The sequence below is a fragment of the Yaniella soli genome, assembly GCF_054782375.1.
Map to the genome: position 1 here is coordinate 87,513 of NZ_BAAGSP010000003.1, position 22,702 is coordinate 110,214.

At 58.5% G+C, this 22,702-nt stretch carries 23 protein-coding genes; 6 read left to right on the forward strand and 17 right to left on the reverse strand.

Annotated elements, in window-relative coordinates:
* Positions 1 to 9: 9 nt before the first annotated feature.
* Entirely contained in the window at positions 10 to 1,575 is a 1,566-nt protein-coding gene (locus ACYVJT_RS02405) for a DUF7059 domain-containing protein (protein WP_343958111.1), read from the reverse strand.
* A complete protein-coding gene (gene trhO / locus ACYVJT_RS02410; protein WP_343958113.1) occupies positions 1,575 to 2,492 on the reverse strand; it encodes an oxygen-dependent tRNA uridine(34) hydroxylase TrhO in 918 nt (305 codons plus the stop codon). The genes ACYVJT_RS02405 and trhO overlap by 1 nt, the downstream gene beginning before the upstream one ends.
* A gap of 133 nt (positions 2,493 to 2,625) precedes the next feature.
* On the opposite strand from trhO, the gene ACYVJT_RS02415 reads away from it, so the two are divergent.
* Both ACYVJT_RS02415 and ACYVJT_RS02420 read left to right on the forward strand, forming a co-directional pair.
* Complete coding sequence (locus ACYVJT_RS02415; RefSeq protein WP_343958115.1) at positions 2,626 to 3,387, forward strand: GNAT family N-acetyltransferase; 762 nt, start codon at positions 2,626 to 2,628, stop codon at positions 3,385 to 3,387.
* Positions 3,360 to 5,738, forward strand: a complete 2,379-nt coding sequence (locus tag ACYVJT_RS02420; RefSeq protein WP_425579877.1) for a DEAD/DEAH box helicase — start codon at positions 3,360 to 3,362, stop codon at positions 5,736 to 5,738. The genes ACYVJT_RS02415 and ACYVJT_RS02420 overlap by 28 nt, the downstream gene beginning before the upstream one ends.
* Here ACYVJT_RS02420 and ACYVJT_RS02425 read toward each other — a convergent pair.
* The 9 genes from ACYVJT_RS02425 to nth all read right to left on the reverse strand — a co-directional run bounded on the left by ACYVJT_RS02425 (position 5,701) and on the right by nth (position 11,503).
* On the reverse strand, positions 5,701 to 6,057 hold the full coding sequence (locus tag ACYVJT_RS02425; protein WP_343958117.1) for an Rv3654c family TadE-like protein: 357 nt from the start codon (positions 6,055 to 6,057) through the stop codon (positions 5,701 to 5,703). The genes ACYVJT_RS02420 and ACYVJT_RS02425 overlap by 38 nt on opposite strands.
* Positions 6,039 to 6,401, reverse strand: coding sequence for a TadE/TadG family type IV pilus assembly protein (locus ACYVJT_RS02430; RefSeq protein WP_343958119.1), 363 nt, complete (start codon positions 6,399 to 6,401; stop codon positions 6,039 to 6,041). Before ACYVJT_RS02430 ends, ACYVJT_RS02425 begins: the two co-directional genes overlap by 19 nt.
* 52 nt (positions 6,402 to 6,453) lie before the next feature.
* The gene (locus tag ACYVJT_RS02435; RefSeq protein ID WP_343958121.1) at positions 6,454 to 6,633 is read right to left on the reverse strand and encodes a DUF4244 domain-containing protein; all 180 of its coding nucleotides are present in this window, start codon (positions 6,631 to 6,633) and stop codon (positions 6,454 to 6,456) included.
* A gap of 59 nt (positions 6,634 to 6,692) precedes the next feature.
* Positions 6,693 to 7,127: a type II secretion system F family protein gene (locus tag ACYVJT_RS02440; protein WP_343958123.1), complete on the reverse strand. Its 435-nt coding sequence runs from the start codon at positions 7,125 to 7,127 to the stop codon at positions 6,693 to 6,695.
* A complete protein-coding gene (locus ACYVJT_RS02445) occupies positions 7,124 to 7,747 on the reverse strand; it encodes a type II secretion system F family protein (protein ID WP_343958125.1) in 624 nt (207 codons plus the stop codon). The genes ACYVJT_RS02440 and ACYVJT_RS02445 overlap by 4 nt, the downstream gene beginning before the upstream one ends.
* Positions 7,744 to 8,946 (reverse strand): TadA family conjugal transfer-associated ATPase, encoded by a 1,203-nt coding sequence (locus ACYVJT_RS02450; RefSeq protein WP_343958127.1) that lies wholly within the window; start codon positions 8,944 to 8,946, stop codon positions 7,744 to 7,746. The genes ACYVJT_RS02445 and ACYVJT_RS02450 overlap by 4 nt, the downstream gene beginning before the upstream one ends.
* Positions 8,943 to 9,812, reverse strand: a complete 870-nt coding sequence (locus ACYVJT_RS02455) for a hypothetical protein (protein WP_343958129.1) — start codon at positions 9,810 to 9,812, stop codon at positions 8,943 to 8,945. Before ACYVJT_RS02455 ends, ACYVJT_RS02450 begins: the two co-directional genes overlap by 4 nt.
* Positions 9,813 to 9,914: 102 nt before the next feature.
* Positions 9,915 to 10,721 (reverse strand): NUDIX hydrolase, encoded by an 807-nt coding sequence (locus ACYVJT_RS02460; RefSeq protein ID WP_343958131.1) that lies wholly within the window; start codon positions 10,719 to 10,721, stop codon positions 9,915 to 9,917.
* Positions 10,721 to 11,503, reverse strand: a complete 783-nt coding sequence (nth, locus tag ACYVJT_RS02465; RefSeq protein ID WP_343958133.1) for an endonuclease III — start codon at positions 11,501 to 11,503, stop codon at positions 10,721 to 10,723. The genes ACYVJT_RS02460 and nth overlap by 1 nt, the downstream gene beginning before the upstream one ends.
* A 198-nt stretch (positions 11,504 to 11,701) precedes the next feature.
* On the opposite strand from nth, the gene acs reads away from it, so the two are divergent.
* Positions 11,702 to 13,684, forward strand: a complete 1,983-nt coding sequence (gene acs / locus ACYVJT_RS02470) for an acetate--CoA ligase (protein ID WP_343958134.1) — start codon at positions 11,702 to 11,704, stop codon at positions 13,682 to 13,684.
* 76 nt (positions 13,685 to 13,760) lie between these two features.
* Here the strand turns inward: acs and ACYVJT_RS02475 are convergent, their stop codons facing one another.
* From ACYVJT_RS02475 to ACYVJT_RS02485, 3 genes are all read right to left on the reverse strand, one after another.
* The gene (locus ACYVJT_RS02475) at positions 13,761 to 13,889 is read right to left on the reverse strand and encodes a methionine/alanine import family NSS transporter small subunit (protein ID WP_343958136.1); all 129 of its coding nucleotides are present in this window, start codon (positions 13,887 to 13,889) and stop codon (positions 13,761 to 13,763) included.
* Positions 13,886 to 15,514 carry a sodium-dependent transporter gene (locus ACYVJT_RS02480; protein WP_343958138.1) on the reverse strand — a complete coding sequence of 543 codons (1,629 nt, stop codon included), beginning with the start codon at positions 15,512 to 15,514 and terminating at the stop codon, positions 13,886 to 13,888. The genes ACYVJT_RS02475 and ACYVJT_RS02480 overlap by 4 nt, the downstream gene beginning before the upstream one ends.
* Before the next feature lie 125 nt (positions 15,515 to 15,639).
* Positions 15,640 to 16,824 (reverse strand): MarP family serine protease, encoded by a 1,185-nt coding sequence (locus ACYVJT_RS02485; protein WP_343958140.1) that lies wholly within the window; start codon positions 16,822 to 16,824, stop codon positions 15,640 to 15,642.
* A gap of 315 nt (positions 16,825 to 17,139) precedes the next feature.
* On the opposite strand from ACYVJT_RS02485, the gene ACYVJT_RS02490 reads away from it, so the two are divergent.
* Entirely contained in the window at positions 17,140 to 17,817 is a 678-nt protein-coding gene (locus tag ACYVJT_RS02490) for a Crp/Fnr family transcriptional regulator (RefSeq protein ID WP_343958142.1), read from the forward strand.
* 88 nt (positions 17,818 to 17,905) lie between these two features.
* Here ACYVJT_RS02490 and ACYVJT_RS02495 read toward each other — a convergent pair whose 3' ends face one another.
* Both ACYVJT_RS02495 and sp36 read right to left on the reverse strand, forming a co-directional pair.
* Complete coding sequence (locus ACYVJT_RS02495) at positions 17,906 to 18,370, reverse strand: RidA family protein (protein WP_343958144.1); 465 nt, start codon at positions 18,368 to 18,370, stop codon at positions 17,906 to 17,908.
* Between the two features lie 12 nt (positions 18,371 to 18,382).
* Positions 18,383 to 18,547: a Sp36 family protein gene (gene sp36, locus ACYVJT_RS02500; RefSeq protein WP_343958146.1), complete on the reverse strand. Its 165-nt coding sequence runs from the start codon at positions 18,545 to 18,547 to the stop codon at positions 18,383 to 18,385.
* A gap of 71 nt (positions 18,548 to 18,618) precedes the next feature.
* On the opposite strand from sp36, the gene ACYVJT_RS02505 reads away from it, so the two are divergent.
* Positions 18,619 to 20,865, forward strand: coding sequence for a transglycosylase domain-containing protein (locus ACYVJT_RS02505; protein ID WP_343958148.1), 2,247 nt, complete (start codon positions 18,619 to 18,621; stop codon positions 20,863 to 20,865).
* A complete protein-coding gene (locus ACYVJT_RS02510) occupies positions 20,865 to 21,806 on the forward strand; it encodes a metallophosphoesterase (protein WP_343958150.1) in 942 nt (313 codons plus the stop codon). Before ACYVJT_RS02505 ends, ACYVJT_RS02510 begins: the two co-directional genes overlap by 1 nt.
* On the opposite strand, the gene ACYVJT_RS02515 is transcribed toward ACYVJT_RS02510, so the two are convergent.
* Positions 21,803 to 22,702: a phosphoribosylaminoimidazolesuccinocarboxamide synthase gene (locus ACYVJT_RS02515; protein WP_343958152.1), complete on the reverse strand. Its 900-nt coding sequence runs from the start codon at positions 22,700 to 22,702 to the stop codon at positions 21,803 to 21,805. The two genes, ACYVJT_RS02510 and ACYVJT_RS02515, sit on opposite strands and share 4 nt — an antisense overlap.

A 22,702-nucleotide genomic window follows, 5' to 3' on the forward strand; every position in this document is an offset into this window, starting at 1 on the left:
CACACTAATCTAACTGGTCGTTGCTGCAGGCTCGAACACGTCCAAGAATCCATCGACGTATAACGCCGTGATTTCGTCTTGGAGTGCACTGGTCTGTTGGTCGTTTAGTTCTAATAATCCTGCCACGGCCGCAACAATTTGTCCGGTCGACAGTTCGCCGTCGGCCGCACCGAGCACCGCAGCGGTGGCGGTATCCAGGCGAACATGGCGGCCAAAACCAGCACCGCTACGGGCCATCAGGACCTCTGGGTGTTGGGCCCCGAAGCGTTGATATTGCTCATAGGTTACCCATTGTGGGGCCACCAGGTGCACATTGGCTAGGGCCCAGTCTCGAGTTTGGGCAGTGTACATACTGTCATATTTACTCACCGATGACGCCCATGCTGCAGCCACCGGCTGGTGTACGGCCGACGTCAGATACTCGAATTTTCGCAGCGGAGCAGTCTCATCGCGCTTGCGCAGCCACACCCAACCAAACCCAATCTGGGTGACCCCACGTGCCTCAAAATCTGCCAGATACCTCGCATAGGCGTCGTGATATGCCGCTGGATTCAGGTTCTCGGAGGAGTCCTGCAGCCAGATTTCGGCGTATTGCGCAGGATCAGAACTGGAGCGTTGAATAGCCCAGATGTCCATGGACTCTGCAGGCCAAGTGGCTAATCGGTCATGCCAGGTACCTTTCCCGAACATCTCCCAATTGGCCAACATGACCGCTTGGGCACCCGGGGCCAAGACCGTATCGAGCGTGGAGATCAGTTCCTTGACAACGTGGTCACCGGTTTGGCCGGTTTCACGATACGTGTGGGTGGTGGTCGCTTGCGATGGAGCGATCACAAAGGGCGGGTTGGTGACCACCAGGTCGAAGGTTTGCCCGTCAACGGGTTCCAACATGTTGCCCGCCACCACGCTGACACGGTCTGTCAGGTGAGCCGGGTCGACGTCCACGGCTACGGCATTGAGCAAGATATTGAAGACGGCAAAATCCAATGCACGCTGTGAAATATCGGTAATGGTGACGTGTTGGACGTGGGTGAGTAAATACAGGGCCTGGATGCCGCAGCCGGTTCCGATGTCCAGGGCGGTGTCCACTTTGTGACGGGGTGTGATTTCTGCAAGCGTCATGGAAGCTTTGCCCACGCCCAAGATGTGTTCGGCGGGCAAGGGGGCGCCCAGTTGCAGCGCCGTCTGGTCTGAGGCCACCCACATGTCATGTCCGGAATCGGTCGCATATGCCGAAAGATCGACCGTGGCGATAACCCTGCCGTCATCGGTGGTGGTGACAAGGTTTAGTTCCACGGCGCCTGGCAGCGTCAGGGTGGGAAACATGGCCTCGGCGAGCTCGGGATGAATCGGGTCAGCTAGCATAAAGCAACTGATCATACCGGCTAACCGGTCGCCCTTTGCAAGCGCGTCACGCAGTGCTCGACGAGCGGGAATGTGCTGTTCCCGGTCCAAGGCTGCGGTCGCGGTAGGGCCCAGTAACGCAGCTACGTTGTCGGTGGTGTAACCAGCCGAGGTGAGATCTTGGTGCAGTGCGCCAATGGTTGCAGGCTGTCCAACGGGTGCCGGGTACATTATGTCCTTACCGACGCGGTGCGCGTCGCACAGGTGGTACAAATACGTTTGGGATCCTCTGCCTGGCAGCCGTCGCAAATGACGGCCAGGGTTTTACAGCCCGGATCCGCGCAGTTGCGCAGCTGCGCGCTGGGGGTATTACACAGCTGACATGAGCCGATGACCTTAGTGTCGTCGGAGAAGTTCATCTGCATGCGCTCATCGAACACATAGAGTGAGCCTTCCCAGAGACCTTCATCACCAAATGCTTCACCATAGCGGACAATGCCGCCATCAATTTGGTAGAGCTCTTGGAAGCCGCGGTTGGCCATCAAGACGGTGAGGACTTCGCAGCGAATACCGCCGGTGCAATAGGTGATGACCGGTTGGTCTTTCAGGTGGTCATATTTCCCAGATTCCAGCTCATCGATGAAGTCCCGGGTTGTCGTGGTGTCGGGGACGACGGCGTCTTTGAATTTGCCGATTTGGGCTTCGAATGCGTTCCGACCGTCAAAGAATGTCACCGGATTGCCCTCGGCTTCACGTTGGGCCACCAGTTCATTGACCTGTTGCGGAGACAAATGCGTGGCGGTGCCCACCACCTGGTTTCCCGGGGCGACTTGAATTTCTTCGGGACGGTCAAAGGCTACCAACTCGGGTTTGACCTTGACACTGAGGCGTGGAAAATCGGCGGCAGAGCCCTCGGACCACTTCACTTCGAGGTCGGTGAATGCGTCGTGGCTCCGAGTAATTTTGACGTATTCTTTGACGGCTTGAATAGTGCCGCCTACGGTCCCGTTGATGCCGTGTTCGGAGATGATAATCCGCCCGGTAAGTTCGAGCCGTTTACACAGCTCTTGTTGCCACAGCTTGATGGCTTGCGGGTCTGTGATCGGCGCGAAGTGATAGTACAGGGCAATTTTGGTCTGTGGGTTCATCGATGGCATCTCTGGTTTCAAAACTAACGGTATCGCTTGTGACGGGTGTCTTAAGGGTTACAAGTTGGTGACTCTTGTGCAATGTGGAGACCCTTGGCTGGGCTTAGAGCGTGACTAAAGCTATTCTAGGGCTATGGCTATCAATACTTCACTGACAGATGAACTGGCCACGGCCTGGTTGACGGGGCGTGCGCGGATTCGAAATTATCACCTGACCACGCAGGGAAATATCCATGCCGCCTTGCGCACTCCAGAATCGGCTGAAGCCGGCGAAGATCTGTGGGAATACGTCGTCACCAATACCTCGGATGATGTATTGAAGGCTGTCACCGATGAGATTATCAAACACCCATCGCGTCAGTTGATTGTGGCCGCTGATCTGCCCCAGACAGCCACGCCATCGGGTACGACCGCCAAAAGATACGCGGAGAAAACCGGCCTGCGCCCCATCGGCGTGGACGAATTGGTGATGGTCACCGACATGGAACAGCAGGACGTTGAAGAGCCCATCGTGCCGGAGCAGTTTACCGCCGAAGTGGTACGCAACGATGGCTGGTATCTGGTAGCTTTCAAAACCACCGATGAGTCCGAAGCAGGTGCCGGTAAACTCGCGGCTCGCGGACGTGTGGCCGTCGTCGATGGCACCTATGCGGTGTTCGACCAAATTTGGACTTCCCCTGACTTCCGCCGTCAGGGTCTGGGCTCACTAACCATGCGCTACCTGAGTTCTCTTGCGCTCGAACAAGATGTCGAAACCGGCCTGTTGATTGCCGGTCTGGAAGGCCAAGCGCTCTACACCTACCTGGGTTGGACGGCCATCGGTGATGTGGTTGTGCTGGGCCACCCCGATGTTGATCCGAAAGATCAGTGGGCAACCCAGACGTTCGAGCCATAAGCATCCACGACGACGCTGCAGCCTACCTGGCGGAGCTTCTCGGATACGCCCGTGTACCAGACCAATTGGTCCACACCCGCGTACTACCGGAACGCACCGCCAGGTTTTCTGTCTGGCCAGAAACACTGCCCACGGCATTTATTGACGCGGTGGGCTCAACGGGCGTCCAAGCGCCCTTCGAACATCAAATCGCCGCGGCTCAGGCCGCTTTCGAGGGGCAACACGTGGTCCTGGCAACCGGTACGGCTTCTGGGAAATCTTTGGCCTATCAGATGCCCGTGGCGACTACCCTGGCCGACGGGGCATCAACGGCACTGTATCTCGCCCCGACGAAAGCGCTGGGGGCAGATCAGCTTGCTTCCTGGCAGTATCTGTCACGACAAGGCGTCTCGTGGCTGCGACCCAGTGCCTATGACGGCGACACTGATCCCCAATCCCGTCGCTGGGCACGCGATCACGCCAATGTGTTGGTCACCAACCCGGACATGTTACACGTCGGGATTTTGCCCAACCATGGTGCCTGGGCAACATTTTTTCGCAACCTCAAGTACATCATCGTCGACGAAGCGCACACCTACCGGGGTGTCTTCGGATCCCACGTCGCCGTCGTCCTGACCCGGTTACGCAGGATTTGTGCCAGCTTTGGCAACCATGACCCCGTGTTTTTCGGGGCCTCTGCGACCTCTTCGACTCCGGCTCAAAGTTTTTCCCAGCTCATCGGCGCACCCGCCATCGGCATCGACGAGGATACCTCGGGACATGGCGAAGTGGTCGTGGGATTCTGGGAATCAGAATTTTCGGGAGCGACCGGGGAACACGATGCGCCACTTCGTCGCTCGCTCGTCGTCACCGGCGCAGATATGCTCTCGGATTTAGCCGTGCGTTCCGTTCGATCGGTCGCGTTTATCCGTTCGCGTCGTGGAGCCGAAGCCATGGCACAAATGGTGAAACGCAATCTGTCAGAAATCGATCCGGCGTTGCCCGGGCGAGCGGCGGCCTACCGTGCCGGGCTGTTACCCGAAGAACGTCGCGATGTCGAAGAACAGCTCAATAGCGGCAAACTTTTGGCGGTTTCCACGACCCCGGCGTTGGAACTCGGTATCGATATTGCCGGGCTCGATGGTGTCGTCGTGGCTGGTTGGCCCGGTACTCGGGCCTCGTTTTTTCAACAGTTAGGCCGGGCGGGCCGTTCTGGACAACGATCTGTTGCACTCTATGTTGCTGGTGATGATCCGATGGACACGTACTTGGTGCACCACCCACAGGCGGTCTTTGATCTCGCGGTCGAAGATCACGTCATCGATGCCCACAACCCGCATATCCTGTCGGCACACCTGTGCGCCGCAGCCGCCGAAATTCCGCTCAAACCCGAAGACCTGAGTGCCTTTGGCGACTCCGACCATATTCGCCACATCGTTGAGGAACTCACGGCCACCGGATACCTCCGGCGACGACCGGCTGGCTGGTATTGGACACACGAGCAGCATGCGGCCGGCATGGTGAGTCTGCGAGATTCCGGCTCCGGGCCGATGCAAATTATCGATGGTGAAACAGGTGCGGTGCTGGGTTCCATTGGTGGAGAACAAGCGCATGGTCAAACGCATCCCGGTGCCGTCTATGTGCACCAGGGGCGCACCTGGGTTGTCGAGGATTTGGACGAGGACAATGCCACCGTGGTCGTCGTGCGTGCCGAACCCGAATATTTCACGCAGGCCCGAGATGTCACCGATGTCGACATACTGGCCGAAGACGCCCGCATCTTCTCTGCTGAAGACCGGCTCGCTTGGGTACACGGCCCCGTGAAGGTCACCAATCAGGTGGTGTCGTATCAGCGCAAGGAGATCTCCAGCGGTCGCGTCATTGATGAGCAACCCCTTGACCTCAGCGCTCGTGAATTATTTACCCAAGCCGTCTGGTTTACCGCACCGTCTGAGGATTTTGTGGCTGCCGGTTTGACCACCGATCGACTCCCCGGGGCTTTGCACGCGGCCGAACACGCGATGATCGGGATGATGCCGCTGGTGGCGTCCAATGACCGGTGGGATATCGGAGGTGTCTCACTCGTGCTCCATCCGGATACCGAAGCACCAACGGTCTTTGTCTATGACGGCCACCCGGGTGGCGTCGGTTTTGCCACCCGTGGGTTTCTGCAAGCCAGCACCTGGATTACGGCCACGATGGAGGCGATTGAAAACTGCAGCTGCCCCGACGGTTGCCCCTCGTGCGTGCAGTCTCCGAAATGTGGCAATCGGAACTCGCCGCTGGATAAGGCCGGGGCGGTCATCGTACTGCGCTACGTGGAGTCGGCGTTGACTAGGGCTGCTTCGGTCCCGCCCGAGACTGCGCTGTAGCATCCAGGCCGATGGGCACGGCCAACTCGACCTGGATGTGGGCCACACCGGGTTCGGCAATGTTGCACGCCGTCATGGTGGCACCGTGTGCAGAAACCGTGTCGTCTGCCAGCGCGCACGGTTCTCCAATCATGAGTCCACGGGCGGCATCGGCTGCCGAGAGTGCTGCCAAATCGGCTGCGACCGCCGCTCGCGAAGCTGCAACGTGCACCTGCACCAGCGCCAGTGTTGCGGCAAGTAGCAGCATCAGTGCAGCAAACACCGTGAGCATCATGGCGGTCGATGCTCCGGCGTCATCGGTTAGGGTTCTACGGTCCATTGGTTTGGGGCTTTCGCTTCAGCGGTCAATTCGATAGATGGGATCAGTCCGAGTGGTCCGGGCACCGGGCTGGAGAGCTCAACGGTGGCCCACTGTCCTGATACGGACGTGGATACCTGGGTCTGCGTTGATGTCATGTGAGACACGGAGGTGTCGATGGATCCCTGTTCTTCGCCCCGGGCCAGTTGTCGGGCTGCCACGGAGGCGGCCTGGTGCAATTTCGATTGATGCATGCCCATCACGACAACATTGACGAGCATCGCGATGATCAAGACCACAACGGGCAGGATGACGGCAAATTCTGCGGTCACTGACCCCGCAGAGGATGAGTTACGTGTGCGCATGATGACCTCCCGAGAGGCCGGGGCGTTGGCCCCGGCCTCTCGTCGTTGGTGTTTAGAAACTCAGTGCGCTTTCGATGAGCCCTTCCAGCAGGCCCTGGACGGTACCCGAGGAGATGACGGCCGCGAGGACGCCAGCAAATGCAACTGCTGCCAGTGTCACGATGGAATACTCTGCAGTGTTGGCACCGCTGTCATCGCTGAGTTCGAGGTGAAACGGTTGATGGTCTTTCATAATGTGCTCCTATTTGTTTCAGGGGTGGGTGGCGATATTTAGTTATGAGTCAGCGTGGCTCAGCCGGGCAAAAGGGCGAGCACCATGGGGACGATGCCCAGCAGGATGAAACTGGGCAGCATGCAGATGCCGGTGGGTAGCACCAGGCGGATGGCGAGTTCTTCGGCAAGTTGTTCGGCCAGCCGTTTCCGGTTGGCGCGCAGTGCGGTGGCCGCGGTGGTCAGCATGTGTGCCGATGGCACCGCCGAGGCATGCACGAATCGCAGTTCATGGGCCAGTTGGGTCAGGTGTGGGTCGTCTAGCGTGTGCTCCCAGGCGGTGTCCCAGTCGATCCCCATCAGCAGCAAGTTCGCGACCTGTTGCAGCTGCTGGCAGCCGGGCAGATGCCTTCCGACGGCGGCGAGCCCGGTGGCAAGTGAACTACCGGAGGCAAAGAGTTGTGCCATGACGTCGAGCACCAGGGCGGGGTCGGTGGAGGGTGCGGATGGTTTCATGGTTGTTGTGCCGTTCTGATCATGCGAGCCGTCCACCTGCGCCCGATTACCGCTAGCGCCACCCCGGCGAGTAACAAGATCCAACCGGTGAGTGTGGTGAGCAGCTGTGGGATAGAAGCTCCCAGCATGTGCGCGAGCCCCAGCCCGGCCACCGGCAGCCAGGCCAGTAGGCTTGCGGTTGTCTTTGGCCCTGCCGAGGCGGCTTCGCGAGCTTGCTGGGCATCTTCACCGGCTTCGAGCGCATCGGCCAATCGGTAGAGGATCTGAGACAGGGACATACCGGTGTGTTGTGCCAAGGTCAGGGTGGCCGACAGTTGCTGCCACCAGGTCGCTTGGCCCGGTGCGGTGACCTTGGCGAAATACGGTGTGTTCAGCAACCCTGCGGCCTGCTGGGCGGCCAGCACGTGATGCATACAGCATTGTGGATCCGGTGTTTCTGGTGCTGGCGCATTCGTGCAGGGGGTATGGGCTTGGGCGACTTCTGGCCACAGTGTGGTCAGTGGCCGACCGGCCGATAGCAGTGCTGCCGCCTGACGTATGACCGTGATGAACTGGGCGTGCTGTTGTGCCGCACGCCGTTTTGCTGTGACGAGGTTGATGACGGCTTTCATCGGGTTCATGCTGCCCTGGTCTCTCCCGGTGCCATGGTGTCCAACAGTGCCAGCCCCGGCCCCTCCATCACCTGGTTGCCCACGGTGGTCAACACCGGGGTGAGGTTCAGTTGCGCATCGTCACCGGTTTTGGATAACAGTGCCACTTCAGCCGGATAGCGCAGCCCTGCTGCATTGCGTTCGAGGTGGATGACGACGTCGATGGCCGATCGGATCTGTAGCGCTGCCGTCGTCAGGGCCAGTCCGGCCAGTGCTGCCATGGCATGCAGACGTGCCGGGACATCGGAAGCAGAGTTCGCGTGCACCGTGCCGATGGCGCCGCGGTGGCCGGTGTTCATAGCGGTCAGAAAGTCGGCGACCTCTGCCCCGCGACATTCACCAACGATGACTCGATCCGGACGCATGCGCAGTGCTTGGCGGATCAGCACCGGTAAGCCGATTCCGCCCTGTCCTTCGGTATTGGCGTCACGCGTGGCCAGACCCACAACATGGGGATGCTGAATGTCTAATTCCGGGGTGTCCTCAATGGTGAGGATCCGCTGCGCCGGGTCCACCGTTGCCAGCAACGCAGCTAACAACGTGGTTTTGCCCGAGCCAGTTGCACCCGAGATGAGCATGTTGGTGCGATTGTGCATCAGGTGGCCGATCACATCCAACCACTTTGTCGCACCCGGCCAGTCGTCGGTCAGCGCCTCGAGCGTGGGCTGACTTCGCGACGGCAGTCGGATTGACAGCTGTGGGCCAGCGGTGGCAATTGGTGGCAGCACCGCGTGAATTCGGGCGCTGCCGATTTGCACGTCCCCAAACGGCATCCCCTCATCCAAACGCTTGCCGCCTTGTCCAAGCAGCCGGACTGCGAGCGCCCTGGTCGTTTCGGCATCCAGGGTGGAGGTGGTCTGTGTGAGTCCCACACCGGTGTCGGTCCAGATGTTGCCGTGGCCATCAACGATGATGTCGGTGGTTTCTGGGTCGCATGCAAAGGCTGCCAGTGGCCCGAGTCCCAAAAGATCATCGACGAGGTGCTCCATGCTGGACTTCGCCTGGGCTACGGAGGCGACCGGCACGTGTTGAGCGACCGCCTGAGCCACCACGGCGGGTTCGGCTGCGTGGGGCTCATCGGTGGCGTGTAGCCGAGCAGCCAGCCACTGTTTGGCAGCGGCGAGACCACCGGTTTTCTGTGGTCGTTTGGGTACCCATCCGCGTGTCATGTCGCATCACCTCGTTGCATCCATCGGCGCATCCCCTTGCGACGTCGGCGGTTGGTGGTGATGAATTCGAAGTCTCGACGGGTCCCGTATTCGGGAATTCGATGAGAAAAGTAATCCAGGGTTTTATACGGTGTGAATTTGACGTGGAGTGGCCGAGAAAAATCATCCACGTGGATGACGTGCACACCTTCGGCTGCTAAGCGCTGCGCCATAAAGAGGTCAGCCCCGCAATTGATGACGGTGTGGGAGAAGTGGTGCTGTGCTGCGTGCAAGGTGTCGACGAGCAGCACCGAGTTTAACGGGTTGGCTCTGTTAACCTGCAACATCATCGTCACCTGGGCCCACGTGGGCGCGTTGAGCAGATAGATGTGGGGCGAAGGCAAGTCGAAGTCAAAGTCCAGGGCATCGACACCGTGGTCGGTGGCCTGCAGTATCGCATCGGTCAGCGCTCCGGAAGCATCTGCGTCGATCAGCAGCGCCCCGTCATCGGCGTGAGCATAGGCCATGGCTGCCGACAGCATGGGATACGCGTCCGCTGACGTTTGTACGACGGCCCACGCGGTGGAGGTTTCGGTGCGTGGGAAACATTGCGATACCAGCCAGTGTTCAAAGGTGGCCCGGTGGTCCGGGTAGTGCCACTGTCGGTTGCCGGCAAACAGGGTGTTGCCCGATACCTGAATACTGGCCGCTTTTGGTGCGTCATCGGCGTCTGCGAGTTCGACACTCTCCAGGCCCAAGGCTGCGATCACGGCGTAGACGAATCCGGCGGCGTCTTCGGTGGCGTCTTGAGTGTCTACCAGGACGGTGAAGTGCGTCTCCGGTGGTGGTTTTGCACTCCGTGTGAGTTTGCGTTGCGTGGTTGTCATGCCTCAAGCATCAACCAGCGGCCGCATCGCCGGGTACCGGCAGAACCCAATTGTGGATAACCGATACTGGGTGGAGCGGTTGTGGACGAATGCCTGCGGAGACTATCTGCGGCCGGTAAAGTCTCTTGCGTTGTGCTCGTGGTCGAAGATGGCGGCGGGTACGGGTTTGGTCGCGTCCCAGTTGGTGATATCGATGATGTAGCGCGGATCCCAGGGTTCTGCCCAGCCGAGCAACTCGAGGACGCGGTCTAAGATCATGGCGGTAAAACCCCACACCAATGTGCCGCCAACCGTAAAGGCCGGGGTGCCGTAGCGTTGTTTGTGGCTGCGGTCGGTTGCCACCGCGGTAACGCGGAGCTTGGGGTCGACAAGATCGCCCACCGGGACCCGAAACACGCGGGTGGCCTCTTCGGTGGTGATCATTTCGTTGGGGTGCTGCCACCAGCCCACCACCGGGGTCACCCGAAAATTGGAGATCGGCAGCGGGAGCGTCGGTAATTGGCCGATGGGGACGATGCCGGTGGGATCAACGCCTGTTTCTTCCTGGGTTTCACGGACCGCACATACGGTGGCATCGTCGTCGGCGGGTTCTTGGCCACCGCCGGGAAATGAGACCTGGCCGGGATGGTTGCGCAGCGCCAGAGAACGCTGCGTCAACAATATGTCGAGCTCTTTGGGCACGATGGTTCGGTCAAAGGTGGCCGGCCGATCATCCATGGAACCAAACAACAACAGCACCGAGGCGTCCCGCGGATTCTGGAGGGCGCCTAGATCATAAGGCCATGTTTCGTCATGTTCGGGCAGTGCCGCTGCCGGCGAGACGGTCACCCGGTGTGCGATGTCTGGGTCCACCACGCCATAGGTATGGACTAACGCCAGAAGATCGGCCAGTGCACCATCGAGCTGCATTAGGCCTCCCACTGATAACCGGCGGCACGAAGTTCCGCACGGGTGGCGCCAGCAAGCAGTGCCTGATGAATGTGTTCCCGTCCCGGGGCGAGTTCATAGGCCAGCAACTCTTGGGCGGCCTGCGGGTTGATTTCGCCGATGCCAGCCGACGGACACCATGTGGCCACCGGACACGCACCACAGGCGGGTCGTTTGGCATGGCAGATGCGCCGTCCGAGAAAAATCAGGCGATGTGACAGGTCGGTATGGTCTTTGGGCTCAAACAGTGCGGCGAGATCGCGTTCGACCACGGTGGCATTGGTGGAATCGGTCCAGCCGAGACGATTCGCCAGCCGGATGACGTGGGTATCGGTCGTAATACCCGGCACCCCGAAGACGTTACCTAACACCACGAATGCGGTTTTGCGACCCACGCCGGGCAGTTTCACCAGATCCTCGAGCGTATCGGGCACGTTGCCGTCGTGGTCGTCCACGAGTGCCTGCGATAGGCCCAGCAACGCGCGTGTCTTATTTTTGTAAAACCCGGTGGGACGAATGAGCTCCTGCAGTTCCAGTTCTTGCGCATCGGCCATCGTTGCGGCATCAGGATACCGAGCAAACAGCGCCGGGGTAACCGAATTGACGCGGATATCGGTGGTTTGGGCGCTCAGTACGGTGGCCACCAGCAGTTCAAAGGGGTTGGTGAAATCCAGTTCTGCATGAGCATATGGGAAGGTCTCCCCGAGCACCCGGTAGATTTTGCGCGCCCGGCGCTTTGTGGCCAATGGCGTCTCGTTACTCACAGTGTCCCCCTATGTTGCACGGCTACCTGACTCATACTAGGCCCCCGACATCGCGGTTTTCACACCGTTGACTGTCGCGACGGCACAACCGTTCACCGTACTGGATGGAACCGTTCAGCGCATCACGGGTTTGATCGACCTACCAAAACGCCTTAGCATAACACTAGATGTGACAGCGATCACGAACGAAGGAGCCTCATGGTCACCACGCACGAACAACAAACCACCCAACGAGCCGGTCAGCTCTACGAACAGGCCGCCCAAAGTCAGATGGACTACTGGGCTGATCGAGCTCGCAATGAACTGTACTGGGATACCCCGTTTACCGAAGTCTTGGACTGGTCGAATCCACCGTTTGCCAAGTGGTTTGCCGACGGGACGACGAATGCCTGCTATAACGCGGTGGACCGGCACGTCGAAGCCGGCCATGGCGACCGCGTGGCTATCCATTTCGAGGGCGAACCAGGCGACACCGATACTGTGACCTATGCCGATATGCAGGTCCGGGTCTCCCAGGCCGCTAACGCACTGGAATCGTTGGGCGTCACGAAGGGCGACCGCGTCGCAATTTATCTTCCGATGCTGGTGGAATCCGTGGTCGCGATCTTAGCGTGCGCCCGCATTGGCGCCGTGCATTCGGTAGTATTTGGTGGGTTCTCGGCTGAAGCGTTGCGCTCGCGTATCGATGACGCGCAAGCCAAGGTCGTCATCACCGCGGATGGTTCGTTCCGCCGCGGTAAACCCAATATGCTCAAGCCCATCGTGGATGACTCGCTGGCGAAGCCGGGCCACACCGTCGAACATGTGCTGGTGGTTGCCCGTAATAAAGAAGACGTGCACTGGGTTGAGGATCGCGACATCTGGTTCCACGAACTCGTGAACGAACAGCCCACCACGCACCAGGTCACGTGGCACGAAGCAGAGCATCCGCTCTTTATTCTGTATACCTCGGGCACCACCGGTCAGCCCAAGGGTCTTATGCACACGACCGGCGGCTACCTCACCCAGGTCACCGCTACGATGCGCGATACATTTGATCTGCAGCCCGAAACCGATGTCTTCTGGTGTACAGCTGACGTCGGCTGGGTGACCGGCCACTCCTATATTGTCTACGGCCCAATGGCCAATGGCGCCACCCAGGTCCTCTACGAGGGCACTCCAGATACCCCACACCGGGGCCGCTGGTGGGAAATGGTGGAAAAATACGGTGTCACCATTCTCTACACGGCACCGACTGCGATCCGTAGCGCGATGAAATGGGGACGCGACGTCGCCGACCGATATGATCTGTCATCGCTTCGGCTGCTGGGTTCGGTTGGTGAGGCAATCAACCCTGAAGCGTGGGATTGGTACCGTGAAGTCATCGGTCAAAACGCCGGAGCAGGCACGGTCAACGCGGACGACACGGTGACACCGGGGCCGCGCAAGACCGAGCTTGTACCGATTGCTGATACGTGGTGGCAGACCGAAACCGGCGCCCATATTCTCACGCCACTGCCCGCACTGCATGCCGATGAGCTGAAGCCCGGCTCGGCACAGCGTGCTGTTCCCGGCGTGTCTGTCGATGTCGTGGATGACCAGGGCAATTCGATGCAGGACACCTCACAGGGCTTCCTGGTGATCCGGGATCCCTGGCCGGCGATGGCCCGCACTATTTGGGGCAATGACGAGCGTTTCGTCGATACCTACTGGTCCCGGTTTGATGGCATGTATTTTGCCGGTGACGGTGCCCGCTTTGACGAGGACGGCGACATCTGGCTGCTGGGGCGTGTCGATGATGTGATGAATGTGTCCGGGCACCGGCTGTCCACCACGGAAGTCGAGTCTGCACTGGTCGCCCATGATCTGGTTGCCGAGGCGGCCGTCGTCGGGGCAGCCGATGACACGACGGGACAAGCCATCTATGCGTTCGTGATTTTGACCGAGGATTCCGAAGGCGCCGACCAAGATGAGGCTGAGGCCGCCTTGCGCGCTCATGTTGGGTCGCACATTGGCCCCATTGCCAAACCCAAGCGGATTCTGGTGACGACTGACCTACCGAAGACTCGCTCCGGCAAAATCATGCGTCGCTTGTTGAAGGATGCTGCTGAAGGTCAGACGGAGGCCGATCCGACGGCACTGGCTACCTTGGCTGATCCTGCGGTGATGGAAGAAATCTTGTCTGGTATGCAGCAGCGCTAGCTTGCTGCAGTTTTACTGCTCAATGCTGCGGCCCCAACCGTTTTGGTTGGGGCCGCAGCATGTTTCGTGAGACAGGTTATTCTTCGTCGGCGAGTTCGCCGGAAAGTTCATCGGGGTTCCGTTGCAGGTGGATCATTGAAACAATGATGCCGCCCCAGACGGTGACCAATGCGATGATCATCATGGTGATGGAGATGCCGGTCATGACCTGACCTCCTGTTCTGTATCTGGCTCAGCTGCGTGTTTACCGTCGGCCAGATCGGTAGCATCCAGACCGTATTCATTTTCGGAGCGTTCGTTGTACAGTGCCGAATTTTTCGACCATGGGATCAGCGATAGCAGGAAGCCGATGACGATCAGGCTGATAGCCATGCCCCAACCGAAGGTATTGACGTACCAGTCTGGCATTCCGCCGTAGGCCTCCTCGCCACCGAGTTCTGAGATCATTTCGGCCACCAGGGTGTAGACGAGCACAATCGGTAGCACTACGGCGATCAGGAACTTGTAGATGCTGCCCAGTCGGAAGGAGGACACCATATTGAGGTGTTTGACCATTCGATCGAGGCGACGTAGCAGCCACGAGACGCAGACAACTGCAACCAGTGCGGCGGCCACGATACCGAATTGGTTGACGAAGTAGTCGGAGACATCCAGCAGGTGGAGGCCCGAGGTGGTGCCGAAACCGAGCAGTGACAGCAGCGCCAGCGCCACCCCGAAGGTGAATACTACGGTGGTGCGCGACCAGCCGGTTTTGTCTTTGACCGCCGACAGTGTGACTTCCAAGATCGAGATCATCGAGGTAAAGCCAGCGAACAAGAGCGAACCAAAGAACAATACGCCGATGATCGGACCCAGCCCCAGTGGTGCCTGCGAGATAATTTCTGGGAAGGCCACGAAGGCGAGTCCGATGCCGGATGTGACAACCTCAGCGATCTCTACTCCTGCGGCCTGCGCCATGAAGCCCAGTGCCGAGAACACACCGATACCGGCCAAGATTTCAAAACCGGAGTTGGAGAAACCAACCACCAGGCCGGAGCCGGTGAGGTTGGTGCGTTTTTTCAGGTAGGACGAATAGGTGATCATGATGCCGAAGCCAACGGACAAGGAGAAGAAGATTTGTCCGTAGGCGGCGATCCATACACCGGGATCCAGCAGTGCCGCCCAGTTTGGTGTGAACAGAGAATCCAGACCGCTGATAGCGCCCGGTAGCGTCAGTGCGATACCGACTAAGACCAGAAACATCAGGACCAGGATTGGTATACCAATGGCTGAGGCCATACCGATACCACGTCGAACCCCGAGTGCAAGCACGACCAACACTGCCACCCAGATGGCGAGCATTGGCCAAAACACTCCTGGGACAATCGTCAACTCTACGCCCGGTGTTTCAGACATTTGCAGGTAGTTTTCGAAGAAGAATGCGTCGGGGTCGTCGCCCCAGGCTTCAGTCGCCGAGAAGAAAATATAGCTTGCCGCCCAGCCAAGGATGGCCGCGTAGTACAGGCCGATGACCACACAGATCATAGCCTTCCACCAACCAATGGTTTCGGTCCATTTGGCGAGCCGCCGAAACGCTAATGGGGGCGAGCCTTTGAAGCGGTGCCCGAGCGCGTAGTCGAAGAACAGCAGCGGAATACCCGCCGATAACAACGCGACCAGATACGGGATGATGAATGCTCCACCGCCGTTTTCGTAGGCGATATACGGAATGCGCCAAATGTTGCCCAACCCGACCGCAGAGCCCATGGCAGCCAGGATGAAAATCCAACGACCACCAAACGCTTCACGACGCGTGGACGCGGCTGGCGCCGACGTCATTTGAGAGGACATGTTTACCCCTTTTACGTGTGATGTGAATACAAGTCAGCGTGACTTATGACACTAAGATTACGCCTTACGGGGCGGTAGAACAATAACCTCGCAGGGCGAAGGCAGCATTGACCTGGAATTACTATTTATCGGAGACACTGACCGGTTGATACTGGCTCAGACAAATGCGGGGCGTCATCAACGACACCAGAGATCTCATCCAGCGTGAGTGCGTACCCAACTTCAGCCCCTGACGCCCTGGCAAAAATCACGCCTGCTACCGCACCTTCATCATCCACGAGCGCCCCGCCCGAGTTGCCTTGACGAACGTCAGCTGAAATCTGATACACATCGCGTTGTTCGGGGGCTTCATCATAGATATTGGCAACGGTCGCAGGCCCTTGAGCTTGCACCTCTGCTGTGGTGATCTGATGGGGACCGCCCGATGGATAACCGAGGACAAACGCAGGCTCTCCCGGTTCCATACCGTCGCCAAACTCTACCGTCGGCAATTCTGCATCGGGTAACGCTATCACTGCGATGTCGGCATCTGGGTCAAATGCCACCACTTGGCCAGTGAACAGTTGGCCGTCGAGACTTTCTACTTGCGGCGATTCGACCCCGGCCACCACGTGTGCATTGGTGATGATCCGATCGCCAGCCACTGCAAAGCCTGAGCCCGTCTGGCTTTGACCGCATTCGTAAGCGCTGCCAGTAATACGAACAGAAGACACTGTGGCATCTTCTACCGCGGCCGTTGGCTCAACGCGTGCATCCTCAACTTCAGGAGGCGTCTCGTCAGCCGCAAGATCCAGCTCGGGTAGCTCCGAGGAATCCAACACGTCCGCCCGCACCTGCGCAATCCACGTCCGCGCACCTTCCGGGGTCCATTGGGTCGCCAATGACACGACGCTGGAATTCTTCAGTGCACTGGTAATACCGGGCACACCCACCGAGGAAATTGAAAAAGCAATCAACGAGATCAGTAGTCCCGCAATGACGGTGTTGCCAATGGCGCCAAGAAAGCGGTCAACGAGACGCAGGGCTGGGTGACTGATGTGGAGACGGAGGCGGCCGCCAATCTTCCGTCCCAACCACATACCGAACCAGATCATGACAGCGGTGGTCGCAACCATCGTGATGATGCGCATGACGCCAGCCGCCACGAGTTGAACAATAAGCGGCATGAGAAAAAGGCCACCGAGGGCACCCAAGATTGCGCCCGCAATAGTACCCATCGAGATCCAAAACCCACGGCGAAAGCCGATAATGATCACGATGATCAGTACGAGCACCAGGGCCCAATCAAGCAAGGAAAGCCCTATGATCATCCACCGTCCCCCTCACCGTGACTCCTGGGGTGGCTACAGTCGTTCAAGCGTAGCCGGTTTTTCTACGATCGATGATTCACCGTGCCGATAGCGTAGTAATTTCACAAGGTTTTGGTCTATCGTAGAGGGAGATTTCGCTGCTGGTTGTGACGATTTCCACATTCCCTTCTACGTTCGATAGAATCACTTGGAAGCCCATGTCGAAACGCACTACCATGAACGTGCCTGAATCAATCGGCACTCCACAACCAGTGACCAAGTTCCGGCAAAAGTTTGAGTTCGGCCCACAAGGCCAGTAAGGAAACCTTCACCACAATGGATCTAGACGTATTGCGCAATGCACCGCTCTTCACGCACCTCGACGAAGAGGTGTTCAGCGCCCTGACCGCGGAGCTCACCGAAGTTGAGCTTTCTCGCGGCGCCTCGGTTTTCCATGAAGGCGATGACGGAGATCAGCTCTACGTCATTTTGTCCGGAAAGATAAAGCTTGGCCGCACAGCCCCAGACGGTCGCGAAAACTTGCTGGCCATCCTCGGCCCCGGCGAGGTCTTCGGCGAGATGGCTCTGTTCAACCCAGCACCCCGTTCAGCCTCTGCCACCGCGGTGTCAGCTACCAGCCTGGCCGGCCTGCGCCACGAGAACCTCCGCAAGGTCATTTATTCTTCACCAGAAGTCTCGATGCAGCTACTTGGCGCTTTGGCTCGCCGCCTGTCACGCACGAACGAATCGCTTGCTGACCTTGTATTTTCCGATGTGCCAGGTCGCGTCGCGAAGGCCCTGTTGGATCTGGCTGACCGTTTCGGCCGTCCAACCGCCGATGGCCTGCTCGTCGCCCACGACCTCACACAGGAAGAGCTTGCCCAACTGGTTGGCGCCTCCCGTGAAACGGTCAACAAGGCACTGGCCGAGTTCGTCCAACGCGACTGGTTGCGACTCGAAAACCGTGCCGTCATCGTAATGGATCTACAGCGTCTGCGTCAGCGCGCACGCTAGGCACATCCACGACTGAAATGCATCGCGGGCTGAAGAATTGTTCTTCAGCCCGCGATGCGTTTAACCCCTACACATATGCGTAGGCGGGTCAGTCGTGAACCTTGACCATCATTTCAACTTCAACAGGCGCATTCATTGGCAGCATCGCCACGCCGACAGCGGAGCGCGCATGAATGCCTTTGTCACCAAACACTTCGCCGAGGAATTCTGAGGCTCCGTTGATCACCAGGTGCTGCTCGGCAAAGTCGGCTCCAGAAGCAACGAAACCGACGACCTTGGTAATTTGGGCGATCTTATCGAGATCACCAATTTCAGCCTTGATCGCAGCCAGCCCATTCAAAACACAGATGCGTGCGTAACCAGCGGCATCGGCCACACTGACCTCGTCGCCCACTTTTCCGGTACCGGCAAGAGCGCCTTCGATAACTGGCAGCTGACCGGAGGTATAGACGTTATCGCCATCACGCATGGTCGGCACGTAAGCAGCCAGGGGCTTGACTACTTCCGGCAGCGTATAGCCTGCCTCTTCGAGTCGTTGTTCAATAGCAGACATGTTGCTCCTTCGCTAAGCTTTTGGACGCTTGAGATAAGCAACCGGTGCGTTGCCGTCCGGTCCGGGAATGACGGTGATCAATTCCCACCCGTCGTCACCCCACTGGTCAAGAATCTGCTTGGTCGCATGGATCAACAATGGAATCGTGGCGTATTCCCACTTTTGTATATCGCTCATAGGCTTAACCGTATCTTGCGCCGAGAGCTTTCGAACAGATCTGGTTGTGCTATATCCGGTAGACTCCCCGCATGGCCAAAACGACTTCCTCAGGTACTGGTGTGCTCAAAGGCAACTCGCTACTGTCGAAACTGCTCGCCTTTTTTGGGATATCCGCTCTCTTGGGCGCCCTCGGGGCGGGCATGATGCTACCCGCAGGTATGCTTACCGGCGCAGCGTCGCAGGTCGGCACAGAGATGCTAGATCAGCTGCCGGCAGAATTAAACGAAGAACCCCTATCCACGCCTTCCAAAATCATGGATCAGGACGGCAATGAGATCGCCACGTTCTATGCTGAAAACCGTACCCCGGTAGAGCTCGAGAACATCTCAGAGCACATGCAAAACGCGGTCATCGCAATTGAAGATGAGCGTTTTTATGATCACTCTGGAGTCGATGGCGAGGGTCTGGCGCGCGCGATGGTGCACAACGTGACGTCCGATACTCAGCAAGGTGCGTCAACGCTGACGCAGCAGTACGTCAACAACGTTTTGGTCAACTATCAGAATCTCAACGGCCTGCGCACCACTGTTTCGGGCACCAAAGAGATTCCAGACAAACTTCGCGAAATGAAGATTGCGGTCGCCGTTGAAAAGGAAATGTCGAAAGACGAAATCCTTGAGGGCTACCTCAATATTGTTTTATTCACCGGCCGTACCTACGGAGTCGAAGCGGCAGCCGGCTACTTCTTTGATAAGACGGCAGCTGATCTCAATATTGGAGAGTCGGCAATGTTGGCCGGCCTAGTGCAGTCACCAAACGCACTGAACCCAGAAAACAACCCTGAGGGCGCGACGAACCGCCGCAACTTTGTACTGGGCAATATGTACGATCAAGGCTTTATTACCGAAGAGGAATACAACGAAGCCGTCGAATCGGAGATCCAGCTCAATGTGAGTCCGGAGCCTACCGGATGTCTCAATGCCGAAGAAGGCTTCGAGTATTTCTGCGACTACACTCAGCAGCAGATACTTGCTGACCCAGCGTTTGGTCCAGATCGCGACTCCCGTCAACGCATGCTGGATCGCGGTGGCCTCGAAATTACGACCACCCTAGATTCCGATCTGCAGCGCGCGGCAGTTGAAACCGCCAGAGAGCACGTTCCTGCTGACGAAAACGAAGGTATCGGTGCAGCACTGGTGACCGTTCAGCAGGACACCGGAAATATCAAGGCCATGGCCCAGAACACGCACTATGCCGTGGGCGAAGAAGAACCGGGCGATTTAGCCATGAACTTCAGCGTGGACTCCCAATGGGGCGGGGGCAATGGGTTCCAGGCAGGTTCGACGCTCAAACCGTTCGTCGCCATGGCCTGGATGGCCGAGGGCAAATCGATGCGTGACCCTATCGATGCCTCACGCCGACAATATAACAGCGACGTGACTTTCCCTGCCTATTGCCTTGAGGACGGAAAGGCCAGCATTGGTGAAGACTGGCCAGTAGGTAACGCGCTTGACAATATGTACAAGCCCATGCGGATGGATTATGGCCTGTACTGGTCGATCAACTCCGCAACCGTTGCTGCCGCCTACGAAACCGATCTGTGTTCAATCACCGATATCACCACGGCAGCAGGTATCACCACTGCGGCCGCTAACGAGCCTCTGAACCCTGCACACCCCGCGCTGGTCCTGGGGTCGCCGCAAGTTTCTCCACTGACCATGGCGGCAGGATACTCGACACTTGGTTCCGGCGGCACCTACTGTGAGCCGCGTGCTTTCGAATCCATCGTTGATTCAGAAGGCGAAGAATACACTGTGCCACCGGTGCAATGTGATCCCGGTGCCCTCAACCCAGAGAACATTAAAGAGCTCAATAATACGCTGACCGGCATTGCCGATGAACGCATCGCCGAAGGCAACATTGACTTCCCTATCGCTGGCAAAACGGGTACCAATAACGCCTCTTCATCACTCTGGTTCATTGGATACACTTCCGAGCTCACCACCGCATCGTGGGCAGGGCGGTACTCCTCCCTGGACTCACTTGCGGGCTCCACCATCAACGGACGCTACTACAATGACGTGTGGGGCGCCCGGATTGCTGGCCCAATGTGGGTGGACTATATGCAAGAAGCCGGACCACAATACGAGACCGCAGAATTCCCAGCATTCGATGGCCCGACCGGTGATCCCGCCGCAGAGGGCCTCAGCCAGGGCTCATCGAACAACAATGGTGGAAACGACTCGTCAAATAACAACGATGACGATTCCAACTCCAACGACTCAGATTCCAACGAGGACTCCGAGGATGACGACTCATCTGGGGACGATGACTAGTGTCTGAAACCTCAGGGTGGCCGCGTCGGATCGCATCCGGCGCGGCCACCCTTTTCACTACCACCATCTTGGCGGGCTCTGCAGCCATTGCTTTCGGAGCCATCAGTGCCCGACGGTTCGGCATCCGATACGAAACCATGTCGCTGCTTCCTGCCGGACACGCCCCGCTTCGCATTGTGCACCTGGGCGATATGCACTTGGTCGCCCATGATCGTCAGAAAATCGAATTCGTCCGCGGCCTCGCAGCACTTGAACCCGATCTGGTCATCAATACCGGCGACAACCCCGGTGGGATCGACGCCGTCGATTCCGTACTTGAAGCCCTCGAGCCACTGCTCCACATCCCCGGGGTCTTCGTTCCCGGTTCGAATGATTTCTATGGTCCACGCCCGATGAACCCACTGCGATATTTACGCGCCCCCTCGGCCATGGACAGCGCCGAGGAGCTTCGGGAAACCATCGACGTGGCCACGATGTTTCGAACCTTCACGGAGACCGGTAATTGGCACCGCGTGGGAAACCAAACACATACACTGCAGATCCGTGAGGACCTGAAAATCAATTTTTCCGGTACCCACGATGCCCACATGCAAGCTGACGCCTGGCCGGGATTCGACCACACTGATCCGCCAGCACAACTCAATATCGCCGTCACGCATGCTCCGTATCGACGTGTACTGGACACTGCCATCGCCGATGGTGCTGATTGCGTATTTGCCGGGCACACGCACGGCGGACAAATCGCCCTGCCACGCTATGGTGCAATCGTGTCCAACTGTGATCTGCCGACCGGACTCGCCTCGTCACTATTTCCCTGGCGTGCCGGCGGCAGAACCGGTCTGGTCAATGTCACCGCCGGCATCGGCACGTCACCCACGGTTCCACTGCGTACATTTTGCCCGCCCGAAGCCGTGGTCGTTGATCTGGTGGCCGCCAACTAATTGAAGGCGCGACCCGTCAAACGACGATAGGCCTCACGGTACCGTGCAGCGGTTTTCTCGACGACGTCATCGGCAAGCTCTGGCGGCGGGGTATCTGCCGCCCGCTCCCAGCCCGAGGCGTCCGAAGCCAACCAGTCACGGACAAACTGTTTATCAAACGAATCCTGTCCACGCCCCGGTTGATACGTCGCCGCATCCCAAAACCGAGAAGAATCCGGGGTTAAGACCTCATCGCCCAGCGTGATGGTCCCGTGTTCATCAACGCCATATTCAACCTTGGTGTCGGCCAGAATAATGCCCGCGTCACGAGCGATACGCTCGGCCGTCGCATACAGTTGCAGCGTTTTCTCGCGGATGTCGTCAGCGGCCAACTGACCAATCCGATGGACCATCTCGGCATACGAAATGTTCTCATCATGTTCGCCCACTTCTGCCTTCGCAGACGGGGTAAAGATCGCCGGCTCAAGCTTGGAACCGTCAACGAGCCCGCCGGGGAGGTCAATGCCGGTCACCTGGCCGCTTTGACGATACTCGGCTAATCCGGATCCGGTCAGATAACCGCGTGCGATGGCCTCAATGGGGAACATATCCAAGCGTTTGACGATCATGGCCCGCTGAGCCACCGCCGGCGGCACGTTCGTGGACACCACGTGATTGGCGACGTCGAGTTCATCAGAGAGTCGATCAAACCACCACAGTGACAGCTGCGTCAGGATCTTGCCTTTTTCGGGGATGCCCGGAGACAAAATATGGTCAAAGGCCGAGATCCGATCTGTGGCGACCACTAACAGCGTGTCGGACTCGCCCGGCGCAGTGGACTCGGGCTCATAGAGGTTGCGGACTTTGCCCGAATAGATGTGACGCCAGCCGGGGACGTGAACTGCAGTGTCGGTCAT

Bases quoted from the DNA above. Each gene is read 5' to 3' on its own strand.
- ACYVJT_RS02405 (WP_343958111.1), bottom strand. From the start codon at position 1,575: ATGTACCCGGCACCCGTTGGACAGCCTGCAACCATTGGCGCACTGCAC.
- trhO (WP_343958113.1), bottom strand. From the start codon at position 2,492: ATGAACCCACAGACCAAAATTGCCCTGTACTATCACTTCGCGCCGATC.
- ACYVJT_RS02415 (WP_343958115.1), top strand. From the start codon at position 2,626: ATGGCTATCAATACTTCACTGACAGATGAACTGGCCACGGCCTGGTTG.
- ACYVJT_RS02425 (WP_343958117.1), bottom strand. From the start codon at position 6,057: ATGGACCGTAGAACCCTAACCGATGACGCCGGAGCATCGACCGCCATG.
- ACYVJT_RS02430 (WP_343958119.1), bottom strand. From the start codon at position 6,401: ATGCGCACACGTAACTCATCCTCTGCGGGGTCAGTGACCGCAGAATTT.
- ACYVJT_RS02435 (WP_343958121.1), bottom strand. From the start codon at position 6,633: ATGAAAGACCATCAACCGTTTCACCTCGAACTCAGCGATGACAGCGGT.
- ACYVJT_RS02440 (WP_343958123.1), bottom strand. From the start codon at position 7,127: ATGAAACCATCCGCACCCTCCACCGACCCCGCCCTGGTGCTCGACGTC.
- ACYVJT_RS02445 (WP_343958125.1), bottom strand. From the start codon at position 7,747: ATGAACCCGATGAAAGCCGTCATCAACCTCGTCACAGCAAAACGGCGT.
- ACYVJT_RS02450 (WP_343958127.1), bottom strand. From the start codon at position 8,946: ATGACACGCGGATGGGTACCCAAACGACCACAGAAAACCGGTGGTCTC.
- ACYVJT_RS02455 (WP_343958129.1), bottom strand. From the start codon at position 9,812: ATGACAACCACGCAACGCAAACTCACACGGAGTGCAAAACCACCACCG.
- ACYVJT_RS02460 (WP_343958131.1), bottom strand. From the start codon at position 10,721: ATGCAGCTCGATGGTGCACTGGCCGATCTTCTGGCGTTAGTCCATACC.
- acs (WP_343958134.1), top strand. From the start codon at position 11,702: ATGGTCACCACGCACGAACAACAAACCACCCAACGAGCCGGTCAGCTC.
- ACYVJT_RS02475 (WP_343958136.1), bottom strand. From the start codon at position 13,889: ATGACCGGCATCTCCATCACCATGATGATCATCGCATTGGTCACCGTC.
- ACYVJT_RS02480 (WP_343958138.1), bottom strand. From the start codon at position 15,514: ATGTCCTCTCAAATGACGTCGGCGCCAGCCGCGTCCACGCGTCGTGAA.
- ACYVJT_RS02485 (WP_343958140.1), bottom strand. From the start codon at position 16,824: ATGATCATAGGGCTTTCCTTGCTTGATTGGGCCCTGGTGCTCGTACTG.
- ACYVJT_RS02490 (WP_343958142.1), top strand. From the start codon at position 17,140: ATGGATCTAGACGTATTGCGCAATGCACCGCTCTTCACGCACCTCGAC.
- ACYVJT_RS02495 (WP_343958144.1), bottom strand. From the start codon at position 18,370: ATGTCTGCTATTGAACAACGACTCGAAGAGGCAGGCTATACGCTGCCG.
- sp36 (WP_343958146.1), bottom strand. From the start codon at position 18,547: ATGAGCGATATACAAAAGTGGGAATACGCCACGATTCCATTGTTGATC.
- ACYVJT_RS02505 (WP_343958148.1), top strand. From the start codon at position 18,619: ATGGCCAAAACGACTTCCTCAGGTACTGGTGTGCTCAAAGGCAACTCG.
- ACYVJT_RS02515 (WP_343958152.1), bottom strand. From the start codon at position 22,702: ATGACCGACACTGCAGTTCACGTCCCCGGCTGGCGTCACATCTATTCG.